At 38.9% G+C, this 16,472-nt stretch carries 15 protein-coding genes and 1 pseudogene; 9 read left to right on the forward strand and 7 right to left on the reverse strand.

The window, feature by feature from the left end; translation table 11 throughout:
* Positions 1 to 12: 12 nt before the first annotated feature.
* From RYK20_RS00735 to RYK20_RS00745, 3 genes are read right to left on the reverse strand one after another with little or no spacing between them, the layout of a single operon-like run.
* Entirely contained in the window at positions 13 to 1,503 is a 1,491-nt protein-coding gene (locus RYK20_RS00735; RefSeq protein ID WP_314894053.1) for a GH3 auxin-responsive promoter family protein, read from the reverse strand.
* A gap of 18 nt (positions 1,504 to 1,521) precedes the next feature.
* Positions 1,522 to 2,385, reverse strand: coding sequence for a M23 family metallopeptidase (locus RYK20_RS00740; protein WP_314894054.1), 864 nt, complete (start codon positions 2,383 to 2,385; stop codon positions 1,522 to 1,524).
* 26 nt (positions 2,386 to 2,411) lie between these two features.
* On the reverse strand, positions 2,412 to 2,840 hold the full coding sequence (locus RYK20_RS00745) for a hypothetical protein (RefSeq protein WP_314894055.1): 429 nt from the start codon (positions 2,838 to 2,840) through the stop codon (positions 2,412 to 2,414).
* 95 nt (positions 2,841 to 2,935) lie between these two features.
* Between RYK20_RS00745 and RYK20_RS00750 the strand changes: the two genes are divergently transcribed.
* The 5 genes from RYK20_RS00750 to RYK20_RS00770 all read left to right on the forward strand — a co-directional run bounded on the left by RYK20_RS00750 (position 2,936) and on the right by RYK20_RS00770 (position 7,534).
* Complete coding sequence (locus tag RYK20_RS00750) at positions 2,936 to 3,169, forward strand: twin-arginine translocase TatA/TatE family subunit (RefSeq protein ID WP_297981283.1); 234 nt, start codon at positions 2,936 to 2,938, stop codon at positions 3,167 to 3,169.
* A 205-nt stretch (positions 3,170 to 3,374) separates the two neighbouring features.
* Positions 3,375 to 4,508, forward strand: coding sequence for an Mrp/NBP35 family ATP-binding protein (locus tag RYK20_RS00755; protein ID WP_297981280.1), 1,134 nt, complete (start codon positions 3,375 to 3,377; stop codon positions 4,506 to 4,508).
* 23 nt (positions 4,509 to 4,531) lie between these two features.
* A complete protein-coding gene (locus RYK20_RS00760) occupies positions 4,532 to 4,972 on the forward strand; it encodes an OsmC family protein (protein WP_297981278.1) in 441 nt (146 codons plus the stop codon).
* Positions 4,962 to 6,665, forward strand: coding sequence for a single-stranded-DNA-specific exonuclease RecJ (recJ, locus tag RYK20_RS00765; RefSeq protein WP_314894056.1), 1,704 nt, complete (start codon positions 4,962 to 4,964; stop codon positions 6,663 to 6,665). Before RYK20_RS00760 ends, recJ begins: the two co-directional genes overlap by 11 nt.
* A gap of 113 nt (positions 6,666 to 6,778) precedes the next feature.
* Positions 6,779 to 7,534 carry a superoxide dismutase gene (locus RYK20_RS00770; protein WP_314894057.1) on the forward strand — a complete coding sequence of 252 codons (756 nt, stop codon included), beginning with the start codon at positions 6,779 to 6,781 and terminating at the stop codon, positions 7,532 to 7,534.
* 87 nt (positions 7,535 to 7,621) lie between these two features.
* Here RYK20_RS00770 and RYK20_RS00775 read toward each other — a convergent pair whose 3' ends face one another.
* The 4 genes from RYK20_RS00775 to RYK20_RS00790 all read right to left on the reverse strand — a co-directional run bounded on the left by RYK20_RS00775 (position 7,622) and on the right by RYK20_RS00790 (position 13,129).
* Positions 7,622 to 8,272: a TrkA family potassium uptake protein gene (locus RYK20_RS00775; RefSeq protein WP_314894058.1), complete on the reverse strand. Its 651-nt coding sequence runs from the start codon at positions 8,270 to 8,272 to the stop codon at positions 7,622 to 7,624.
* Positions 8,273 to 8,275: 3 nt separating this feature from the next.
* Positions 8,276 to 9,604, reverse strand: a complete 1,329-nt coding sequence (locus tag RYK20_RS00780) for a potassium transporter TrkG (RefSeq protein ID WP_314894059.1) — start codon at positions 9,602 to 9,604, stop codon at positions 8,276 to 8,278.
* Between the two features lie 131 nt (positions 9,605 to 9,735).
* Positions 9,736 to 10,788, reverse strand: a complete 1,053-nt coding sequence (locus tag RYK20_RS00785) for a DUF4434 domain-containing protein (RefSeq protein WP_314894060.1) — start codon at positions 10,786 to 10,788, stop codon at positions 9,736 to 9,738.
* Between the two features lie 10 nt (positions 10,789 to 10,798).
* Positions 10,799 to 13,129, reverse strand: coding sequence for a hypothetical protein (locus RYK20_RS00790; RefSeq protein ID WP_314894061.1), 2,331 nt, complete (start codon positions 13,127 to 13,129; stop codon positions 10,799 to 10,801).
* A gap of 301 nt (positions 13,130 to 13,430) precedes the next feature.
* Here RYK20_RS00790 and RYK20_RS00795 point away from each other — a divergent pair, with 301 nt between their 5' ends.
* The 4 genes and pseudogenes from RYK20_RS00795 to RYK20_RS00810 all read left to right on the forward strand — a co-directional run.
* Positions 13,431 to 13,919 carry a helix-turn-helix domain-containing protein gene (locus tag RYK20_RS00795; RefSeq protein WP_311457272.1) on the forward strand — a complete coding sequence of 163 codons (489 nt, stop codon included), beginning with the start codon at positions 13,431 to 13,433 and terminating at the stop codon, positions 13,917 to 13,919.
* Positions 13,906 to 15,099 (forward strand): Bcr/CflA family multidrug efflux MFS transporter, encoded by a 1,194-nt coding sequence (locus RYK20_RS00800; protein ID WP_314894062.1) that lies wholly within the window; start codon positions 13,906 to 13,908, stop codon positions 15,097 to 15,099. Before RYK20_RS00795 ends, RYK20_RS00800 begins: the two co-directional genes overlap by 14 nt.
* 40 nt (positions 15,100 to 15,139) lie before the next feature.
* Positions 15,140 to 16,249 carry an efflux RND transporter periplasmic adaptor subunit gene (locus RYK20_RS00805; protein ID WP_311457270.1) on the forward strand — a complete coding sequence of 370 codons (1,110 nt, stop codon included), beginning with the start codon at positions 15,140 to 15,142 and terminating at the stop codon, positions 16,247 to 16,249.
* Positions 16,250 to 16,306: 57 nt separating this feature from the next.
* Positions 16,307 to 16,472, forward strand: a pseudogene (locus tag RYK20_RS00810) (carbonic anhydrase); the annotation flags it as partial.

Genomic DNA, 16,472 nt, shown 5'->3' on the forward strand with positions numbered 1-16,472 from the left:
TAGTTTTTGATGTTATATTTTTGGAAGTTTATCCACAATATTACGGTCATTGGCAAGGTGTTGAGCCTTGTTTTGTCCTCCTAATTTGCCTTGTGTCTTCATATAATCAGAGAATCCATCTTTTGGTACACAAGTAATCTTAAGAGGCTGAAGAACTTTTCCTTCTATAAGGTCTTTGTAATAGCTATTCTGCTTCTGAAGAGCCTTATCAAGGGCTGAGGCAAAGAAGGAGAGTTCCTTGGGTAAGGACTCAAATTCTATAAACCACTCGTGATAGGGAAGTTCTCCCTCAGAAGGATTCACCTGTGGAGCTACTGTAAATTCGGTTACCTCTCCTCCTGCTTCTCTAAGAGCCTCTGCGATTGCTTGTTCTACTTCCTTAGCAATAACGTGTTCGCCAAAGGCAGAAATAAAGTGCTTGATACGCCCTGTTACAATGATTCTGTAAGGGTTCAGAGAGGTAAACATTACGGTATCACCCATATTATAAGCCCATAATCCAGCATTGGTGGAGACAATCAGAACATAATTCACACCTAATTCTACATCCTTGAGGGAAATACGCTTAGGTTGCTCACTGAAGAAAGTATCTGCTTCCACAAACTCATAGAAGATACCAGCATTCAGCAATAGAAGCATTCCCTTTTCAGTTTGGGAATCTTGATAAGCAAAAAAGCCTTCGCTGGCAGGGTATAGCTCAATGGCATCTACCTTTCTGCCAATCAAGTGCTCAAATTTCTGTCGGTAAGGTTCATAATTTACACCTCCATAGATGAAAAGTTGGAAATTAGGAAATAATTCACCAATGGTTTTATGTGATTTGGCTTGTAATCGCTCGAAATACATCTGTACCCAAGGAGGAATTCCGCTGATAACGGTCATATTCTCTTGGATCGTTTCTTGTACGATAGCATCTACTTTGGTCTCCCAGTCCTCTATACAGTTAGTTTCCCACGAAGGCATACGGTTGGACTGTAGGTATTTGGGGACATAATGAGCAGAAATTCCCGAAAGACGCCCTAGAAGGATACCATTCTTTTTCTCTAGAATAGGGCTTCCTTGTAGGAAAATCATTTTTCCTGAAACAAAATCGGCTTTTCCCGTCTGGGCAATGTAACAGAGAATAGCATCCCTTGCCGCTTGGATATGGTAGGGTATTGATTCCTTGGTTAGTGGGATGTATTTTGCCCCTGAGGTGGTACCTGAGGTTTTTGCAAAATAGAGAGGTTTTCCTCTCCAGAGAACATTCTCTTCCGCATTTTTGACTCTTTCTATATACGGAGAAAGTGCTTCATAATCCCTAATAGGAACATTTTTTACAAAATCCTCATAGGAATGGATTTCAGTAAAGCGGTGATCCTTGCCAAAGGCGGTGTTCTTAGCTTGCTGAATAAGGGTTTTGAAGACTTTTTCCTGAGTAGTTATGGGATTCTGTGCCCATTTGTCTATTTTTTTTCGTATATGACCTGCCCACAGGGTGGCAAGGAAAGATTTTAGAGACATTTTGAGTAATTTCTAAGGTTAAAAGTTCATATAATGAAGCGGATCTACAGGATATCCTTCGTGCCAAAGTTCAAAATGAAGGTGTGCTCCAGAGGAAAGTTCACCAGTATTTCCTATAGTAGCAATAACCTCCCCGGAACTTACCACATCGCCTTGTTTTTTGGTAAGTTTTGCATTGTGCTTATATACAGAAATAAAGTTGTTGGGATGTTCTATGATAATGACAAAGCCCGTCTGTGCAGACCATTCAGAGAAGACAACAGTTCCATTACTAACCGCCTTCACAGGATCGCCTTCCTTAGCTGCTATATCAATGCCAAAGTGCCTTTCATTTGTCTTGAACTTAGTAGAAAGAGTTCCTTTGGCAGGTGGGAAGAAAGTTTTGTTATTGGAGTTAGAAGTAGCCTCATCAAATACATTATAACGTTCCTCTTCGGCAACCTCTGAGCGGAGCTTCATTTCTTCTTCACTGGCTTGCAAGTCTACCTCTGCAGGAATCTGTTGTACAGCATTTAGGATAGAATCTTTGTTGATTTTATCAGGATGAATATCTCCTGTAAGTACTTTTTGTAAAGAAGAAAAATAAGCCTCATTGGTACTGATGCGTTGTTGAAGGGAATCCGTCTGGAAGGTAAGATCAACAATACGTTTTTTCAAATCCGCTTCCGAGAACCCAAGGATGTATTGCCTCAGAGGAGAATAGATAATCACCAGAGAGGTTAAGGTAATAAGCAGAATAGCAAATAGGCTACTATATACAAAGACATTCAGCCGATTTAAGCGAAAGGTAGCTACATCGGCAAGAGTATCTTCATTCATAATTACAACTCTATATTTGAAAAGCCACTTACGAATGCCTCGGTTTTTCTTTTTTAATCCCATAACATCATATTTTAAGATGAATAAATCTAATTTTTCCTGATATGGCTGAGCTTTATACCTAGCCAGATACCTACACCTAAGGTCTGTATGCCTCCAAAAAGAAAGAAAATAAGGAGCTCTTCCAAAAGTTCCTCTAAGGAGAGCCATTCTTTTCTATGCATTAGTTCAAGGGCAAAGCTTCCTACACAAACACTGATTACTAAAAATGTAAAAATGAATACAATTCCTAAGAAAAATCGGTTAATCTTAGGAAGCCAAGCATATGCTACCTTTTCGCCTAACAGATAGCCTGAGACTAGTGAAGGGACAAGAGCTATAATCCCTGCTACAACGTGAGTAGGAGGGAAGAATTGGATATCCTGAAATATCAAATAACTGAATATCTCAAGGGTAAGTATTGTTAGAAAAAGCTCTATTCCAATAGCCTTGAAAATGTATCTGGTAGCCTGTTTCATAATAAAAGAAATAAATTTGTGCAAAGATACGGCAAAAATACTATTTTTCATTCATTGTATGAAAAAAACTCGTATCTTTGCGCTCAAAAAAAGTTATGTTAGCAAATCATATTATTTTGGGAATGATAGGAGGATACCAATTAGCAATCATTGTAGCTATAGCGCTCCTATTCTTTGGAGGGAAGAAAATCCCAGAGCTAATGCGTGGATTAGGCGGTGGAATCCGTGAGTTCAAGGACGCAATGAAGGACGAGAAAGAACAGCCTGAAAGGCTTGAAAAACTTGAAAAAGTAGAGGAACAGAAGAAATTAGAAGAGAGGAACTCATAATGGAGTTTTCCATAAGTATTAAGTGTTAGAAAAAGTTTCTTTGAGCCTTTAGAAATAAGGGTTTCGAGGAACTTTTTTGCTTTAAGAGACAAAAATTTTTCTCAGTTCCTTAAGTGTTTTTTTAATAACAAAAATTTCAAGAATTATCAATAATTCTTTAACAATTCATAAATAGTTTGTATCTTTGCCAAAAATTAGTAGTGTTATGACTTTACAAAAATCACAAGTGATAGATGCTTTGCGTAAGATTACCTCTCCAGGGGAAGGGGGCAACCTCATTGATGCAGGAGTGGTGAAAAATATTGTCATCTTCGGAGATGAGGTAGTGGTAGATGTAACCATATCCAACCCTTCATTCCAAGCCAAAAAGAAAATAGAGGTAGAGATTATGCGAGCCATTCACGCAGAAGTACACGAGAAAGCCAAAGTAAAGGTAAATGTCGCAGTGGATACTCCTGCTAGTGAAAAGCCAGAGATAAAGGGAAAACCCATTGAGGGAATTAAAAATATTATTGCAGTAGCCTCAGGAAAGGGTGGAGTAGGGAAATCCACTATCACAGCAAATCTGGCTATTGCTTTACGAAAAATGGGCTTTAGAGTAGGATTGTTAGATGCTGATATATATGGACCTTCTATCCCGATGATGTTCGATGTACAGGAACAACGCCCAGCCTCTGTAGAGATAGAAGGACGTTCTAAGATGAAGCCTGTGGAGAATTATGGAGTGAAGATACTTTCTATAGGTTTTTTCACACATCCCGACCAAGCTGTTATTTGGAGAGGACCTATGGCAAGCAAAGCCCTCAACCAGATGATTTTCGATGCTGATTGGGGAGAACTGGACTTCTTACTCATTGACCTTCCTCCAGGAACAGGAGATATTCACTTGAGTATTATGCAAGCGCTTCCTATCACAGGAGCAGTAGTGGTAAGTACTCCTCAGAATGTGGCTCTTGCCGATGCTCGCAAAGGAATTGCGATGTTCAGGCAGGAAACTATTAATGTTCCCGTACTAGGATTAGTAGAGAATATGGCTTACTTTACACCTGCTGAATTACCGGAGAATAAATATTACATCTTTGGGAAAGAAGGTGTAAAATATCTTGCTCAGAAAATGGAAGTGCCCCTCTTAGGAGAGATTCCTTTGGTACAAAGCCTTAGAGAATCTGGAGATGTAGGGCGTCCTGCAGCATTACAAGAACAAACGCCTCTGGCAAAAGCTTTTGAGGAATTTGCACGTAATACAGTGGCAGAAGTGGTTACTCGTAATCAGTTCCTTGCTCCTACTGAAGCCATCAAGATTACCACTATGGCAGGCTGTAGCCCTAAGAAGAAATAATTTATTTAATTTCATCATAAAAAATGCATCAAATAACCGCCTATTGGGAAGGAGATATGCAGTTCTCCTCCACAAATCCCAGTGGAAATTCCTTTTTCATTGATACTACTCCCGAAAATGGGGGAGAAAATAATGGAATGCATCCTAAAGCCTTAATGCTCTCCTCCCTAGCAGGATGTACAGGCTTGGATGTACTTGCTTTACTAAAGAAAAAACATATAGAGCTGGATAACTTTACCATTGAGGTAAAAGGAAAGCTTGCTAAAAATCACCCTCGAACCTATGAGGAGGTGACTGTAATTTATCTTTTTGAAGGTGAAGAGCTGGATATTCCACAGATTACACACGTGGTGAGCCTATCTGTTGAGAAGTATTGTGGGGTGATTGCAATGTTTAGGCAGTTCGCAACTGTTCATATTCAGTTATTCTTTAACGGAGAAGCACATCCTTATAATGCCGAATAATCTACAGTGGAAGTACGTCCCAATCCCTGATAGAATACAAATAAAAAACTTTTCAGAGGCATTATTTTCAGATACAAAATATTGGCAAAAAGCTATTGCCTGCCTTCTATTGCAGAAAGGAATAGAAACAAGAGAGCAAGCACAAACGTTTTTTGCCCCTTCTTGGGGACACTTTCACGATCCTTTCCTGATGAAGGATATGGATAAGGCGGTAGAGCGTATTCTTTTGGCGATTGACAGAAAAGAGAATATTCTTATCTATGGAGATTATGATGTGGATGGAACGTGTTCAGTATCATTACTATACCAGTTTCTCTCTCAACTATACTCTAAAGTGAGTACTTATGTGCCAGATAGATACAGAGAAGGATACGGTGTTTCTTTTCTAGGGATTGATTATGCAGAAGATAATGAGGTCTCTCTTATAATTACCTTGGATTGCGGAATTAAGGCGCACGAGAAGGTAATCTATGCTAAAGAGAAAGGAATAGAGATGATTATTACGGATCATCATACGCCCAGTGATACTCTTCCTCAAGCATTTGCTGTCCTCAATCCTAAGCGAGAAGATTGTTTCTACCCTTATAAAGAACTCTGTGGCTGTGGTATAGGATTTAAGCTTATTCAAGCACTACATAAGCGATTGCAGTTCTCGGAGGAATTACCTACTAAGTATTTGGAATTGGTAGCTTTGGCTACTTGTGCAGATATTGTTCCCCTTACAGGAGAAAACCGCTTATTGGTATCTCTGGGATTACAAGCACTTAATCAAGAGCCCTCTCCAGTGATGCAAGCACTATTGGCTTCAGCAATTCCACCCATACAGGTTCGGGATTTGGTATTTGTTGCGGCTCCTCGCATTAATGCAGCTGGGAGAATGCAACACGCACAGGCAGCGGTAGATTTCTTATCGGGAGAAGCTCCAGAGAAAGCCTCTACTCTAGAGATACTTAATAATCAACGGAAAAGTGCTGATGAGGAGATTACACACGAAGCTCTTTCCTTGATTGAACAACATCACGAAGAGGATTCTTCTGCAACTATTGTCTTTTCGCCTCATTGGCATAAGGGAGTAATTGGGATTGTAGCTTCTCGCTTGATAGAAACTTACTATCGTCCTACACTTGTCTTTACTCGTAGTGGAGAGGTGCTCGCAGCTTCAGCTCGTTCTGTAAGTGGCTATAATCTCTATCAAGCATTGGTGGAATGTAAGGAATATTTACTCCAGTTTGGAGGGCATAAATATGCGGCTGGTCTTACATTACTTCCTGAGAATTATCAGCCATTTAAGCAAAAATTCCAAGAAGTTGTTAGTAGAACCCTCCCAGCAGAATTAGCTACCCCTGCGATTACTCTTGCAATGGAAATGCCTTTAGAGAAAATAACAGGAGCATTCTATAATATGCTGAAGTGTTTTGCTCCTTTCGGTCCTCAGAATATGACTCCTATATTCTTTGCTAAAAAGGTTTTTGCAAAAGAAATAACTCCTATAGGCAAGCAAAAAGAACACTTGAGACTTCAGGTTACAGATGCCATGGGAAAGCTTAGTTTTGCAGCTGTAGGATTTGGGCTCTCTCATAAAAAGGAACTTATCCAGCAAGGAAAGCCTTTTACAATAGCCTATCAGCTAGATGAAAATCACTGGAAAGGAAATGTTTCTTTACAACTTGTTCTAAAGGATATTGTTAGCTAAAAAATAATAAAATTGGTAGGTAAATAGGATATTTTGTTATACCTTTGTGTCCACTTCTAACCTTCCGCAAAATCACTTTACTTAGTACTTAACTTTTTTAAATATAAGAACCAATGAAAAGATTCATTTTACCAGGAATACTCATTGCAGTAGCCTCTTGCCATTGCCCTAAGACAGCACAGACTCAAGTAACTTCGAAAACAGTTACAGAGGCTATGCAAAAAGAAAATTGGGGAAATCCTAACGAAGTAAAAGCACAAGGTAAGTTCCAGCTTTCAGGTCTTCCTTACGGATATAGTGATCTAGAGCCCTATATAGATGGGCGTACGATGAGTATTCACTATTCAAAGCACTACTTAGGATATACTAATAACCTTAATAAGGCTATTGCAGGAACATCTTTGGAGAATCAGACTATCGAACAGATTCTCACAGGATTGGACTTGAATAATAAGGCAGTACGCAATAATGCTGGAGGATATTATAACCATACATTATTTTGGGAAGTGATGACTCCTAAGCAGACGACCCCTAAGGGAGCTCTTCTCTCAAAAATCAATGCAGATTTTGGCTCTTTTGAGAACTTCAAGAAGCAATTCGCAGATGCTGCCGCTAAGCAATTTGGTTCAGGATGGGCTTGGCTTGTGGTAGGTAAGGATGGAAAGCTTCATATAGGAGATACTTCCAATCAAGATAATCCCTTGATGCCAGGAATGGATATACAAGGAACCCCTATCCTAGCACTGGATGTATGGGAACACGCCTATTATCTTAAATATCAGAATCAACGTCCTAAGTATATTGATGCCTTCTTTAGTGTGATTAACTGGGATGTAGTAGCACAGAAATACCAGAAAGCTATTCAGTAAGAATTTTTAGGCGCAAATTTTCTTATTAAATCTACTATAAAAGGAATTTTCTTTTATAGTAGATTTTTTTATAAAAAAAGAGATTTATTAGCCCAATTTTCCAATGGCGTTAGCTTTTGTAAGAACGATTAAGAGGTCGTCCTTGGCTAGCTTTATATTAGGGTCAGGGGTTACATTCATTTTTCCGTCAGAATGCTTTACAGCTAGGATATTAATCTCGTAACGGTGCCTTAGGTTCAGCTCCATAAGAGACTTTCCTACATAACTCTTGGGGATTTTCACTTCATAAATAAAGTAATCTCCTGAGAAGTTAAAGTATTCAATAATCGTTGGATAGAGCACAGAATAGGCAATTTTTTCCCCCATTGATTCTTCAGGAAAAACCACCTGTGTTGCTCCAATTTTTTCTAGAACTTTTCCTTGGGTATGGTTGACCGCTTTACAGATGATTTTATCCACTCCTAGCTCCTTTAGGTGCATTGTGATAAGAATACTGGCTTGTATGTTATCTCCTACACTTACAAAAGCAGTTTCAAAATCATCACGTACAACATCCTTTAAGGCGAGCTCATCGGTAGCGTCTAATATAACGGCTTCATCTATGATGCCTTCATCTAAGGCTTGCTTGATGAGTTCCTCTCGTGAATCAATGGCAAGAACTGTAGCTTTGTTTTTATAAAGTGTTTTGGCAACAGATTTGCCAAATTCTCCTAATCCAATCACTAAAAAATTCTTCATTATTTATCCTATTAGTATATTTTCTTTGGGGTATTTGTAATTTCCTTTTCGGCGGTCTCTGGAAAGGGCTAAGGCTATAGTCAGAGGACCTACTCTTCCTAAGAACATTGTCAGAAGGAGGATTACCTGTGAGGGTCTGCTTAAGGAATCTGTAATTCCCATAGAAAGTCCTGAGGTACTGAAGGCAGACATCACTTCAAAAAGGATTTTGATGAAATCCATATTGGGTTCAAAACAGCACATTAGGAGGGTTATCGTAAGAATGTACAGAAAGGCGATAAAAACCAATGCGGACGCCCTATTGAATAGCTGCCAAGAGATTCTTCTACGTGAGAATTCTATATATCTTCTATTGAGCAAAGAGGCTTTTACTCCTAGGTAGAGGATTCCAAAGGTGGTTGTCTTTACACCACTTCCTGTAGAGTTAGGAGAAGCACCGATAAACATAAAAGAAATACACAAAAGCACTGTTGCCGCTGAGATATTTGCTATAGGAATTGTACTGAAGCCGGCTGTTCTCAGTGAGGTGGAATGAAAGAAACTTACAAGGAGTTTTTCTGTTACAGGCATTGAAGATAAGGTGCCTGCCCGATTGTATTCTAAGCCAAAAAACAGCAAAGTTCCTGAGAGCAACAGAATCCCTGTAATAAGCATAGAAAACCTAGAATTTACGCTTATTTTTTGTCTTTTCCCTAAAGCAAATTCATAGAGTTCAATAATAGCAGTGAATCCTAATCCTCCAAAGATAATAAGGAAAGCAATTATAGAGTTCATAAAAATATCTGAGGTATAGCCTTGTAGGCTATTGGGATATAGGGATATCCCTGCATTACAGAATGAGGAAACAGAATGAAAAACGGCATAGAACAATGCCTTTCCTATAGAATATTCCCTAATAAAAGCACAGAAAAGTAATAGAGAACCTATTGCCTCAAAGGTGAGCACCACCACCACAACTTTCTTAATATGGGAATAAAGGTCAATTTTAGCTTCGTGATTAAGTCCTTCTGCAACTATTCGCTTGGTATAAAAGCCAATTTTCTTGGCGATAAGGAGCATAATTACAGAGGAAAAAGTAAGGATTCCTAACCCTCCAAATTGAATAAGCAAGAGGATGATAATCTCCCCTGTAGGAGAAAGTGTATGATGAATATCAGTAACGCTAAGCCCTGTAACAGTTACTGCCGAGGTAGCGGTAAATAAAGCCTCAAAAAAGGAAAAGCTACTTCCCTCAATATGTGAAAAAGGCATCATCAGCAGGACTGCTCCTATGAATATCAGCCCAATAAAGGAGAGAATGATAAGCGTATAAGGCGAATAGTTTCGTAACATTTCTCAAATAATGAAAGTTTTTCTATTTATATTATTGATTATCAATAATATTTAGAGTTAGCTCAAAATTGGGCAAAGATACAAAAAACTTAAAAAGTATAGCATACAATATGTAGGAACTTTAGGGAAAATTATTTGATTTTATTCAGCATCAATTGGTATTTATTTCTCAAATCATCTGCTTGCGCTTTATTAGGACTCCAGCTACTCATATCATCATAATACTGAAAGGATACGGCCTTCCTTATAGAAGGAATAGCAAGTTCTATCATCAGTTGTTGCTCTACACGGTCAAAAGTAGCAGGAGGATAGGGAGGGGTAGGCGTATAGGCAAAGGTCTCAAGGTCTGTCCAGAAAGCTCCTTTGTAGTTAGGATTTTCTACGAAAAGTCCCTTTTCTGCACTCAGGTAATAGGTTTTCAGTTGCTCTAGGGTTACGTGCCCAGCTCCTACACCATCTTGTAACATAATGATTTCTAATGGACTTTTGCTAAGCTCCGCCATAAAGTGCTGTAGCTGTTCGGGAGAGGTAAGAGCGCTATTCCAGAAAGCTGCAATAGCGATAGGTTTGTTACCCCACTGATGGAGCTTATGAGCAATAGGATTGATAAAAACGTCCCTGAAAAGAGCTATTTTCTCATCGGTATGATAAGCATCTGGTTCGGGTTCGTGAGGGATATACCACCCTTTGAAGGCTTTAGAGTTCCCAAACTGTGCCTGCAATTCCTGAGCAATTTCTATACAATAGCGGGCGTGAAGTTCTAGCCAAGAGGCATCGGTTTGGTGTTGCCAATATGTTTCATCGAAGTATAATCCTAGATATACTTCTATTCCTTGATTTTCAGCTACTTTTAATAATCGTGCCAGTGTATTCTTACTCTTCTGTATGGTGAAAGTATTCTGAGAGTCAAACCAAGTAATATCGTTATAGGCATTCTTGAAAGCAGTATATTGTACAATAAGTGTATTCATTCCTAACGATTTGATTTCGGATAGAAACGCCTCCCATTGTGCTTCACTGCAGTGGTCTTTACCAAAAAGCTGAACAAAAGTGCCTGTGAGTACCTTCTTCTGTATAAAACTAGGAGCGCAATCTCCACCTTCCTCCTTATAGAAAGGTTCTTCATTTTTCTTACATCCGCAAAGGAATATACAGCAGATATAGAAGAGTAATAATTTTTTCATATCAGAACATTTATTGGTTTACAGAAAGGACATTTTTTTCTTTAAGAAAAGCAAAAAGAAGCTTTCCATTCTCTGAAGTAATCGCCGCTTGTGAGGCTGCAAATATAGGAAAATCAGGGAGACTCTCTCCTTCTGAATTGAATACATAGAGCTTGTAATTCTGCAAGTCAGTTACTGAAATGAGGATGCGTTCCCCTACTTGGTGGAATCTAGGGCGTGTGTATTCAGCGAAGGGAAGTTCTATCTTTTTCTGATTGATAGTCAGTATATTACTACTCAGGAGAACAGGAATATCCTTTACACAATCAAAGAAATGAGGAGCATTGATACCTAAGGATTCAGAACGAATACCTCCATTGGTATCTATAAAAAATTGTTTTCCTTCTTGAGTGGTAAAAGTAATCATTCCCTTATAAGTAGTGATTGGATTATCAGAAAAATTGAATTTCTGTTGGAGGGGAATACGAACCGTTCCGTTACGATGGAGAATATTCAGTGTTCCTTTTTTCTCAGGAAAGACGATAAAATCCTTATCAGAGATTCTAAAATGACGAGGAGTTTGTAGGATTCCCTCAGGAACTCTGGATTTTTCGAATCCTTTTATCTGATATGCTTTCTTATCTAATAAATGGATAACTTTGTCAGAACATACTACAAATCGATAATCCTTAGTTTTCTCATAATCAAATATTTGCAAAGGAAGTAAGAACTCCTTGAAAGCATAAGAAGGAGGTACTACATTATTTCCATTACGGTCAATAATATATAAACTATTATCGGTATTAAACGCTAATTGTAGGAAGCCATTAAGGAACAAATCCACTTGAAAAATATCACTTATAATCGGAGCATCAAGTCGTCTTTTCCATAATACTTTTCCATCTTCATTAATGAGATATAGTTGATTATCAGCATCTTGTATAACTACTTCTTTCCTGCCCGTACGGTGATTGGTAACAAAGTAAGGCGGAGAAATAGCATCTTTGTCCAACGTAATTTGGAATTTTTCACGGATGCCAGCTTCTTGATTTTCAGGACTTTGTGTAGTATTGGGAGCCGTAGCCGTTAGAGTAAGCAAGTAGAAATCATTCTGAGGGCTTATCTGTAGGGAAGCATATTTGTACTTTGTGGCAAGCTGAGGAAATTTTTTAGAAAAAATACTATTTTCAGAGAGATTTTCAATAGTTATAAAGGCGGTTTGGCTTGCATTTTTCTCTTGGAGTTCTTGGAAGGAGGACTTGTCCGCAAGGGTATTTTTTGTTTGTATGGCGTTGATTACCTGCTGGATAGATTCCTTTTTTGAAGAAAAAATAAGTTGTTCATTATATCTATATAGATATTTCGGCTGTAGGTTATTCTCAAAGATAGAGAAAAAGGACTGTATATCAGAGAATTCTTCTATGTGGTAGAATTCTTCACCCTGATAATTATCAGTTTTTAGTACTGTAAAGTAGCGTAGGGTTTCGCTAGGGTTTGTACTGGTAATGACACCTAAAGAATCTTTCTCAAGAGAGAAAAAGGCAACGGAGGAAACATCCTGTTGGAAATCAAAGTAAAATTCCGTTGGGATGAGTTCCTCTTCAAAAGCAAAGGATGTAATATGAGTTGCCGAATGAGGAATCACAGAAGCACTCTCTAGGGATACTTTCTGTACGTTGGTCACTGGGAGCTGAGGGAGGCTATCGGCAGGACGTAAGGAAGAACCATTGAGGCGTAAGGTATTCTTATCCAGAAGAATATCCCAAGCACTCCATTGGCTTATATACTTGACGGTATGCTCTGGGAATATATCTCCTAAGAATTCTTCATTCTTTCGTTCATTTAAGAATAGATTTGCAGAGACTTCTTGGCTTACTGTTTTGGCTATTTTCTGGAAATTTAGATCTTTTTCCTGAGTTTCTGTAGGGATTGTAATATCCTTTAAGGAGCTGATAATCAGTTGTTGTTTGTTTCTAATATAATACCATTTTTTGTTCTCTATCGTTAGAGAATCTAGTTGATCAAGAGCGGTATCCTTCCAAGGGCTTGAGGTATCTTCCTCTGGAAGATAGGTACTTATATAAGCTCCCTGATGGGTGTAAGCAATCCAGATATCAGAATCCTTAGGAAGTGAGCGTAGAAGGTTCTGCACATTGGTATTGGGATAATATTTGAAGTAATTTTTCCAAAAATCATTATTAATCACCTCACTAAGGAACTGGTCTTTCTGATGAATCTGGAAGAGAACAGATGGATCTTTGCTTAGGAAATAATCCACAGCAGTATTCTCTTTTTCTTTTTCAGAACAACCTATCAATAGAAGAGATGAAATAAATGAAAGAAAGTAAGGACGTAGTGACATTATGTAAAAAATTAAAAGAGAAAAGCCACAAAGGGTCTGTAAAGGCTTGATTCAAGTGGCAAAGATACAATATTTGGCAAGTAAAGTCAAGGAAAAACGCTGGAATTTGAGGAAATAATATTTTTTTCTAAATTCCTATACAAATAAAGCGTTTTCCTATATCAAAGAATTGAAATTTATAAAAAAATTAACTTTTTGGTTCGCAAATAATAGAACTAAATAATTTATCTTTGTCCCCAGATTAACGGTTAGGAATAGTATGGTTAGTCATCCATAGTTAACAAGCTAAAATTAGGAAGAATTGGATAAAGAGAAAATAGCCCTTGAAGAGATGATGACAGAACTCTTTAGAAGATTGCATCATCTGTCTCCTATGGCAGCGAGAACACTATCTGTATTAGCTATAGAAGGAAGTGCGGAAGGACTTACCTTTGAGGGGCTTATTGAGCGGTTACAAGCAAGCAAAAGTACGCTCTCCACAAGCATTAACTTACTTCAGGATAAGGAGCTTGTATATTATGAAACTAAGAAAAATAAGCGGAGAAAATATTTTAAATCCTTTCCTTTTGACAAGCGTTTTGGAGAGTTTTTGGATTTGGTTCGTTATGAGAAGGATTTCACTGCTCGCTTTGAATCTTATATGAAGGAACAGAACCAAAGGGAACATATCTTTCCGCAGGAACGGATAAATAAAATGGATGTATTTCTTGATTTTCTCACTCAGATAGAGGAACTTACTCAAGATTTTTTGGAAAAACTAAAACAAGAAGAGACTCGTGAAAAATTATAATACAGATATTCTTTTTATCCTAATTCTGGGATTACTTTCTATGCTTACTCCCTTGGCGATTGATATGTATTTGCCGTCTTTTGGGGATATAGCACAGGATTTGAGTGTTCCTAAAGAGCGAATTCAGACTACTTTGGCTCTTTTCACTCTGGGTTTTGCCTTTGGGCAACTCCTCTGGGGACCTCTCTCAGATAGTTTTGGACGTAAGTTGATGATTCTTATAGGCGTATTGGTAGCTGCCTTTATTGCTCTTATGCTTACTCAGGTGGATAATATCATTCATTTCTATTTTTTGCGTTTCTTACAGGGGTTCTTCGGCTCTGCACCGGCAGTAGTAGCAGGAGCATTGCTTAGGGATCTTTTCAATAAGGAAGCCTTTTCCAAGATGATGTCAATGGTGATGATGGTAACCATGATAGCTCCATTGGTGGCTCCAATCTTAGGGGGATATCTAGCAGATCAGTTTCATTGGCATTCTATCTTTTATCTTCTCTCGGGATTGGGTTTCTTATCAGCTTTTTTGGTAGGCTTCCGTATTCCAGAGAGCTTGCCCAAGGAAAGACGTATTCCGCTGGATCTTATGGGTGTATTGCGGAATTATCGAGCTGTAGGAACGAATAAAAGGGTACTTGGGTATATCTTCACCAATGCTTTTTCTTATTCAGGAATGTTTTGCTTTCTTACCTCTGGGTCGTTAGTTTATACAGGGGTATATGGGGTAGCACCTAAGAATTTTGGTTACTTTTTTATACTGAATATAGGTGTGATGATGGTAGCGACTTTTTTTTCAGGTCGTTTGGTGGGAAAGTTAGGCACTGAGCGCATCTTACGGATAGGCTTATTGATACAGCTTATTGCAGGGCTATGGCTGGCACTCTGTGCGCTTTTCCATTGGGGACTTTGGCCTGTTGCCTTTGGGGTGGCACTCTATGTAGGTATGGTTTCGGTTGTATCGAGTAATGCCAATGCTGCTGTACTAGAGCTATTCCCCCGTACAGCAGGAACGGCTAATTCGCTTATAGGAATGTTTCGCTTTGCTATAGGAGCTGTTATAGGAGCTATTCTAGCTTTTTTTTCAGCAGAAACAGAGATGCCTATGCTTTTTGCTATTGCGTTGAATATATTGGTGGCTATAGTCTTTTATATATCTCTTGTAAGAAGACAATTAAGGGTGTTATAACAGAATAGCTTTTTATCTAAATTTTAAAATAACTATTTTTATGAATAAAGTTTTAATTTTTGCAAGTATGGTTGTCCTTACTATAGGATGTAAAAAAGGACAAGAGCAACAAGGTACTGCTATGGGGCCTACTGAAAAGGTGTTGCCTACCATTACAGTAGGAGAGCAGAGCACCACTTCGAACCTCTCTTTCCCTGTCAATATAGAAGGGGTGGTCAATAGCCCTGTACAGGCCAAGATTTCTGGATATATCACCAAAGTACTTGTGGACGAAGGGCAGGCAGTGCGCCAAGGGCAGCCTATGTTCCAGCTCGAGACACAAACCCTTAACCAGTCAGCGGCTTCCGCCAAGGCACAGGTAGAGGTAGCTCGTGTGGAGGTGAACAGACTCCTCCCTCTTGTGGAAAAGAATATCGTAAGCAAGGTGCAGCTCGAAACAGCTCAGGCCAACCTACAGCGAGCCCAAGCGGCTTATAACGAAGTGGCAAGCAATATCGGATTTGCTGTTGTAAAAGCACCTGTCAATGGAGTGGTAGGAGCCATCCAGTACCGTGAAGGAGCCTTGGTAACAGCCAATAACACGGTACTCACCACTGTTTCCGATGTAAAGGATGTATATGCCTATTTCTCTATGAACGAAAAGGATTATCTCTCTTTCCTCGCTCAGGCAAAAGGAGCTACAGCCAAGGAAAAATTGGCTAATTTTTCTGAAGTATCTTTGATTATGGCCAATGGAAAAGAGTATAATCACAAAGGAAAGATCCAAACAGTAACAGGACAGATAGACCCTACTACAGGATCTATACAGATCCGTGCTACTTTCCCTAACCCAGAACACTTACTTACCAACGGAAATAGTGGTACCATCCTTATTCCACAGACTTTTGACAACTCTTTGGTAATTCCTGAAGTGGCGGTATTCGAGCAACAAGGGAAGATATTTGCCTACAAGGTAGAAGACAATACTATCAAGCAGGTAGTGGTAACCCTCAAGAGTCGTGCTGATAATTTGGTAGTGGTAGAGAGTGGCCTCAAGGCAGGCGATGTGATCATCGTACAAGGACTTAATGGGGTACGCACTGGTGACAAGGTAACTCCTCAACCCGTTTCTATGGATAGTATTGTCAAAGCCATCCAACCTATATTCTAAGGAGTCAATGAGCAGTTGAGTTAATTAACCATTGACAATTAACCATTAATCATTATTATGGATACTTACAAAACCATCTTTGAGAACAATCGCCAGTGGGTCGAGAGGAAGACTGGCGAAGATAAGGATTTTTTCAAGAAACTCGTAAAGGAGCAAAACCCTGACTTTCTCTATATTGGTTGTTCGGATAGTCGTGTAACGGCTGAGGAACTGATGGGATTAG

This window comes from uncultured Capnocytophaga sp., assembly GCF_963525585.1.
Taxonomy (GTDB): domain Bacteria; phylum Bacteroidota; class Bacteroidia; order Flavobacteriales; family Flavobacteriaceae; genus Capnocytophaga.

Excerpts from the sequence above, each read along its gene's own strand:
- RYK20_RS00735 (WP_314894053.1), bottom strand. The coding sequence starts at position 1,503 with ATGTCTCTAAAATCTTTCCTTGCCACCCTGTGGGCAGGTCATATACGA.
- RYK20_RS00740 (WP_314894054.1), bottom strand. The coding sequence starts at position 2,385 with ATGGGATTAAAAAAGAAAAACCGAGGCATTCGTAAGTGGCTTTTCAAA.
- RYK20_RS00745 (WP_314894055.1), bottom strand. The coding sequence starts at position 2,840 with ATGAAACAGGCTACCAGATACATTTTCAAGGCTATTGGAATAGAGCTT.
- RYK20_RS00750 (WP_297981283.1), top strand. The coding sequence starts at position 2,936 with ATGTTAGCAAATCATATTATTTTGGGAATGATAGGAGGATACCAATTA.
- RYK20_RS00755 (WP_297981280.1), top strand. The coding sequence starts at position 3,375 with ATGACTTTACAAAAATCACAAGTGATAGATGCTTTGCGTAAGATTACC.
- RYK20_RS00760 (WP_297981278.1), top strand. The coding sequence starts at position 4,532 with ATGCATCAAATAACCGCCTATTGGGAAGGAGATATGCAGTTCTCCTCC.
- recJ (WP_314894056.1), top strand. The coding sequence starts at position 4,962 with ATGCCGAATAATCTACAGTGGAAGTACGTCCCAATCCCTGATAGAATA.
- RYK20_RS00770 (WP_314894057.1), top strand. The coding sequence starts at position 6,779 with ATGAAAAGATTCATTTTACCAGGAATACTCATTGCAGTAGCCTCTTGC.
- RYK20_RS00775 (WP_314894058.1), bottom strand. The coding sequence starts at position 8,272 with ATGAAGAATTTTTTAGTGATTGGATTAGGAGAATTTGGCAAATCTGTT.
- RYK20_RS00780 (WP_314894059.1), bottom strand. The coding sequence starts at position 9,604 with ATGTTACGAAACTATTCGCCTTATACGCTTATCATTCTCTCCTTTATT.
- RYK20_RS00785 (WP_314894060.1), bottom strand. The coding sequence starts at position 10,788 with ATGAAAAAATTATTACTCTTCTATATCTGCTGTATATTCCTTTGCGGA.
- RYK20_RS00790 (WP_314894061.1), bottom strand. The coding sequence starts at position 13,129 with ATGTCACTACGTCCTTACTTTCTTTCATTTATTTCATCTCTTCTATTG.
- RYK20_RS00805 (WP_311457270.1), top strand. The coding sequence starts at position 15,140 with ATGAATAAAGTTTTAATTTTTGCAAGTATGGTTGTCCTTACTATAGGA.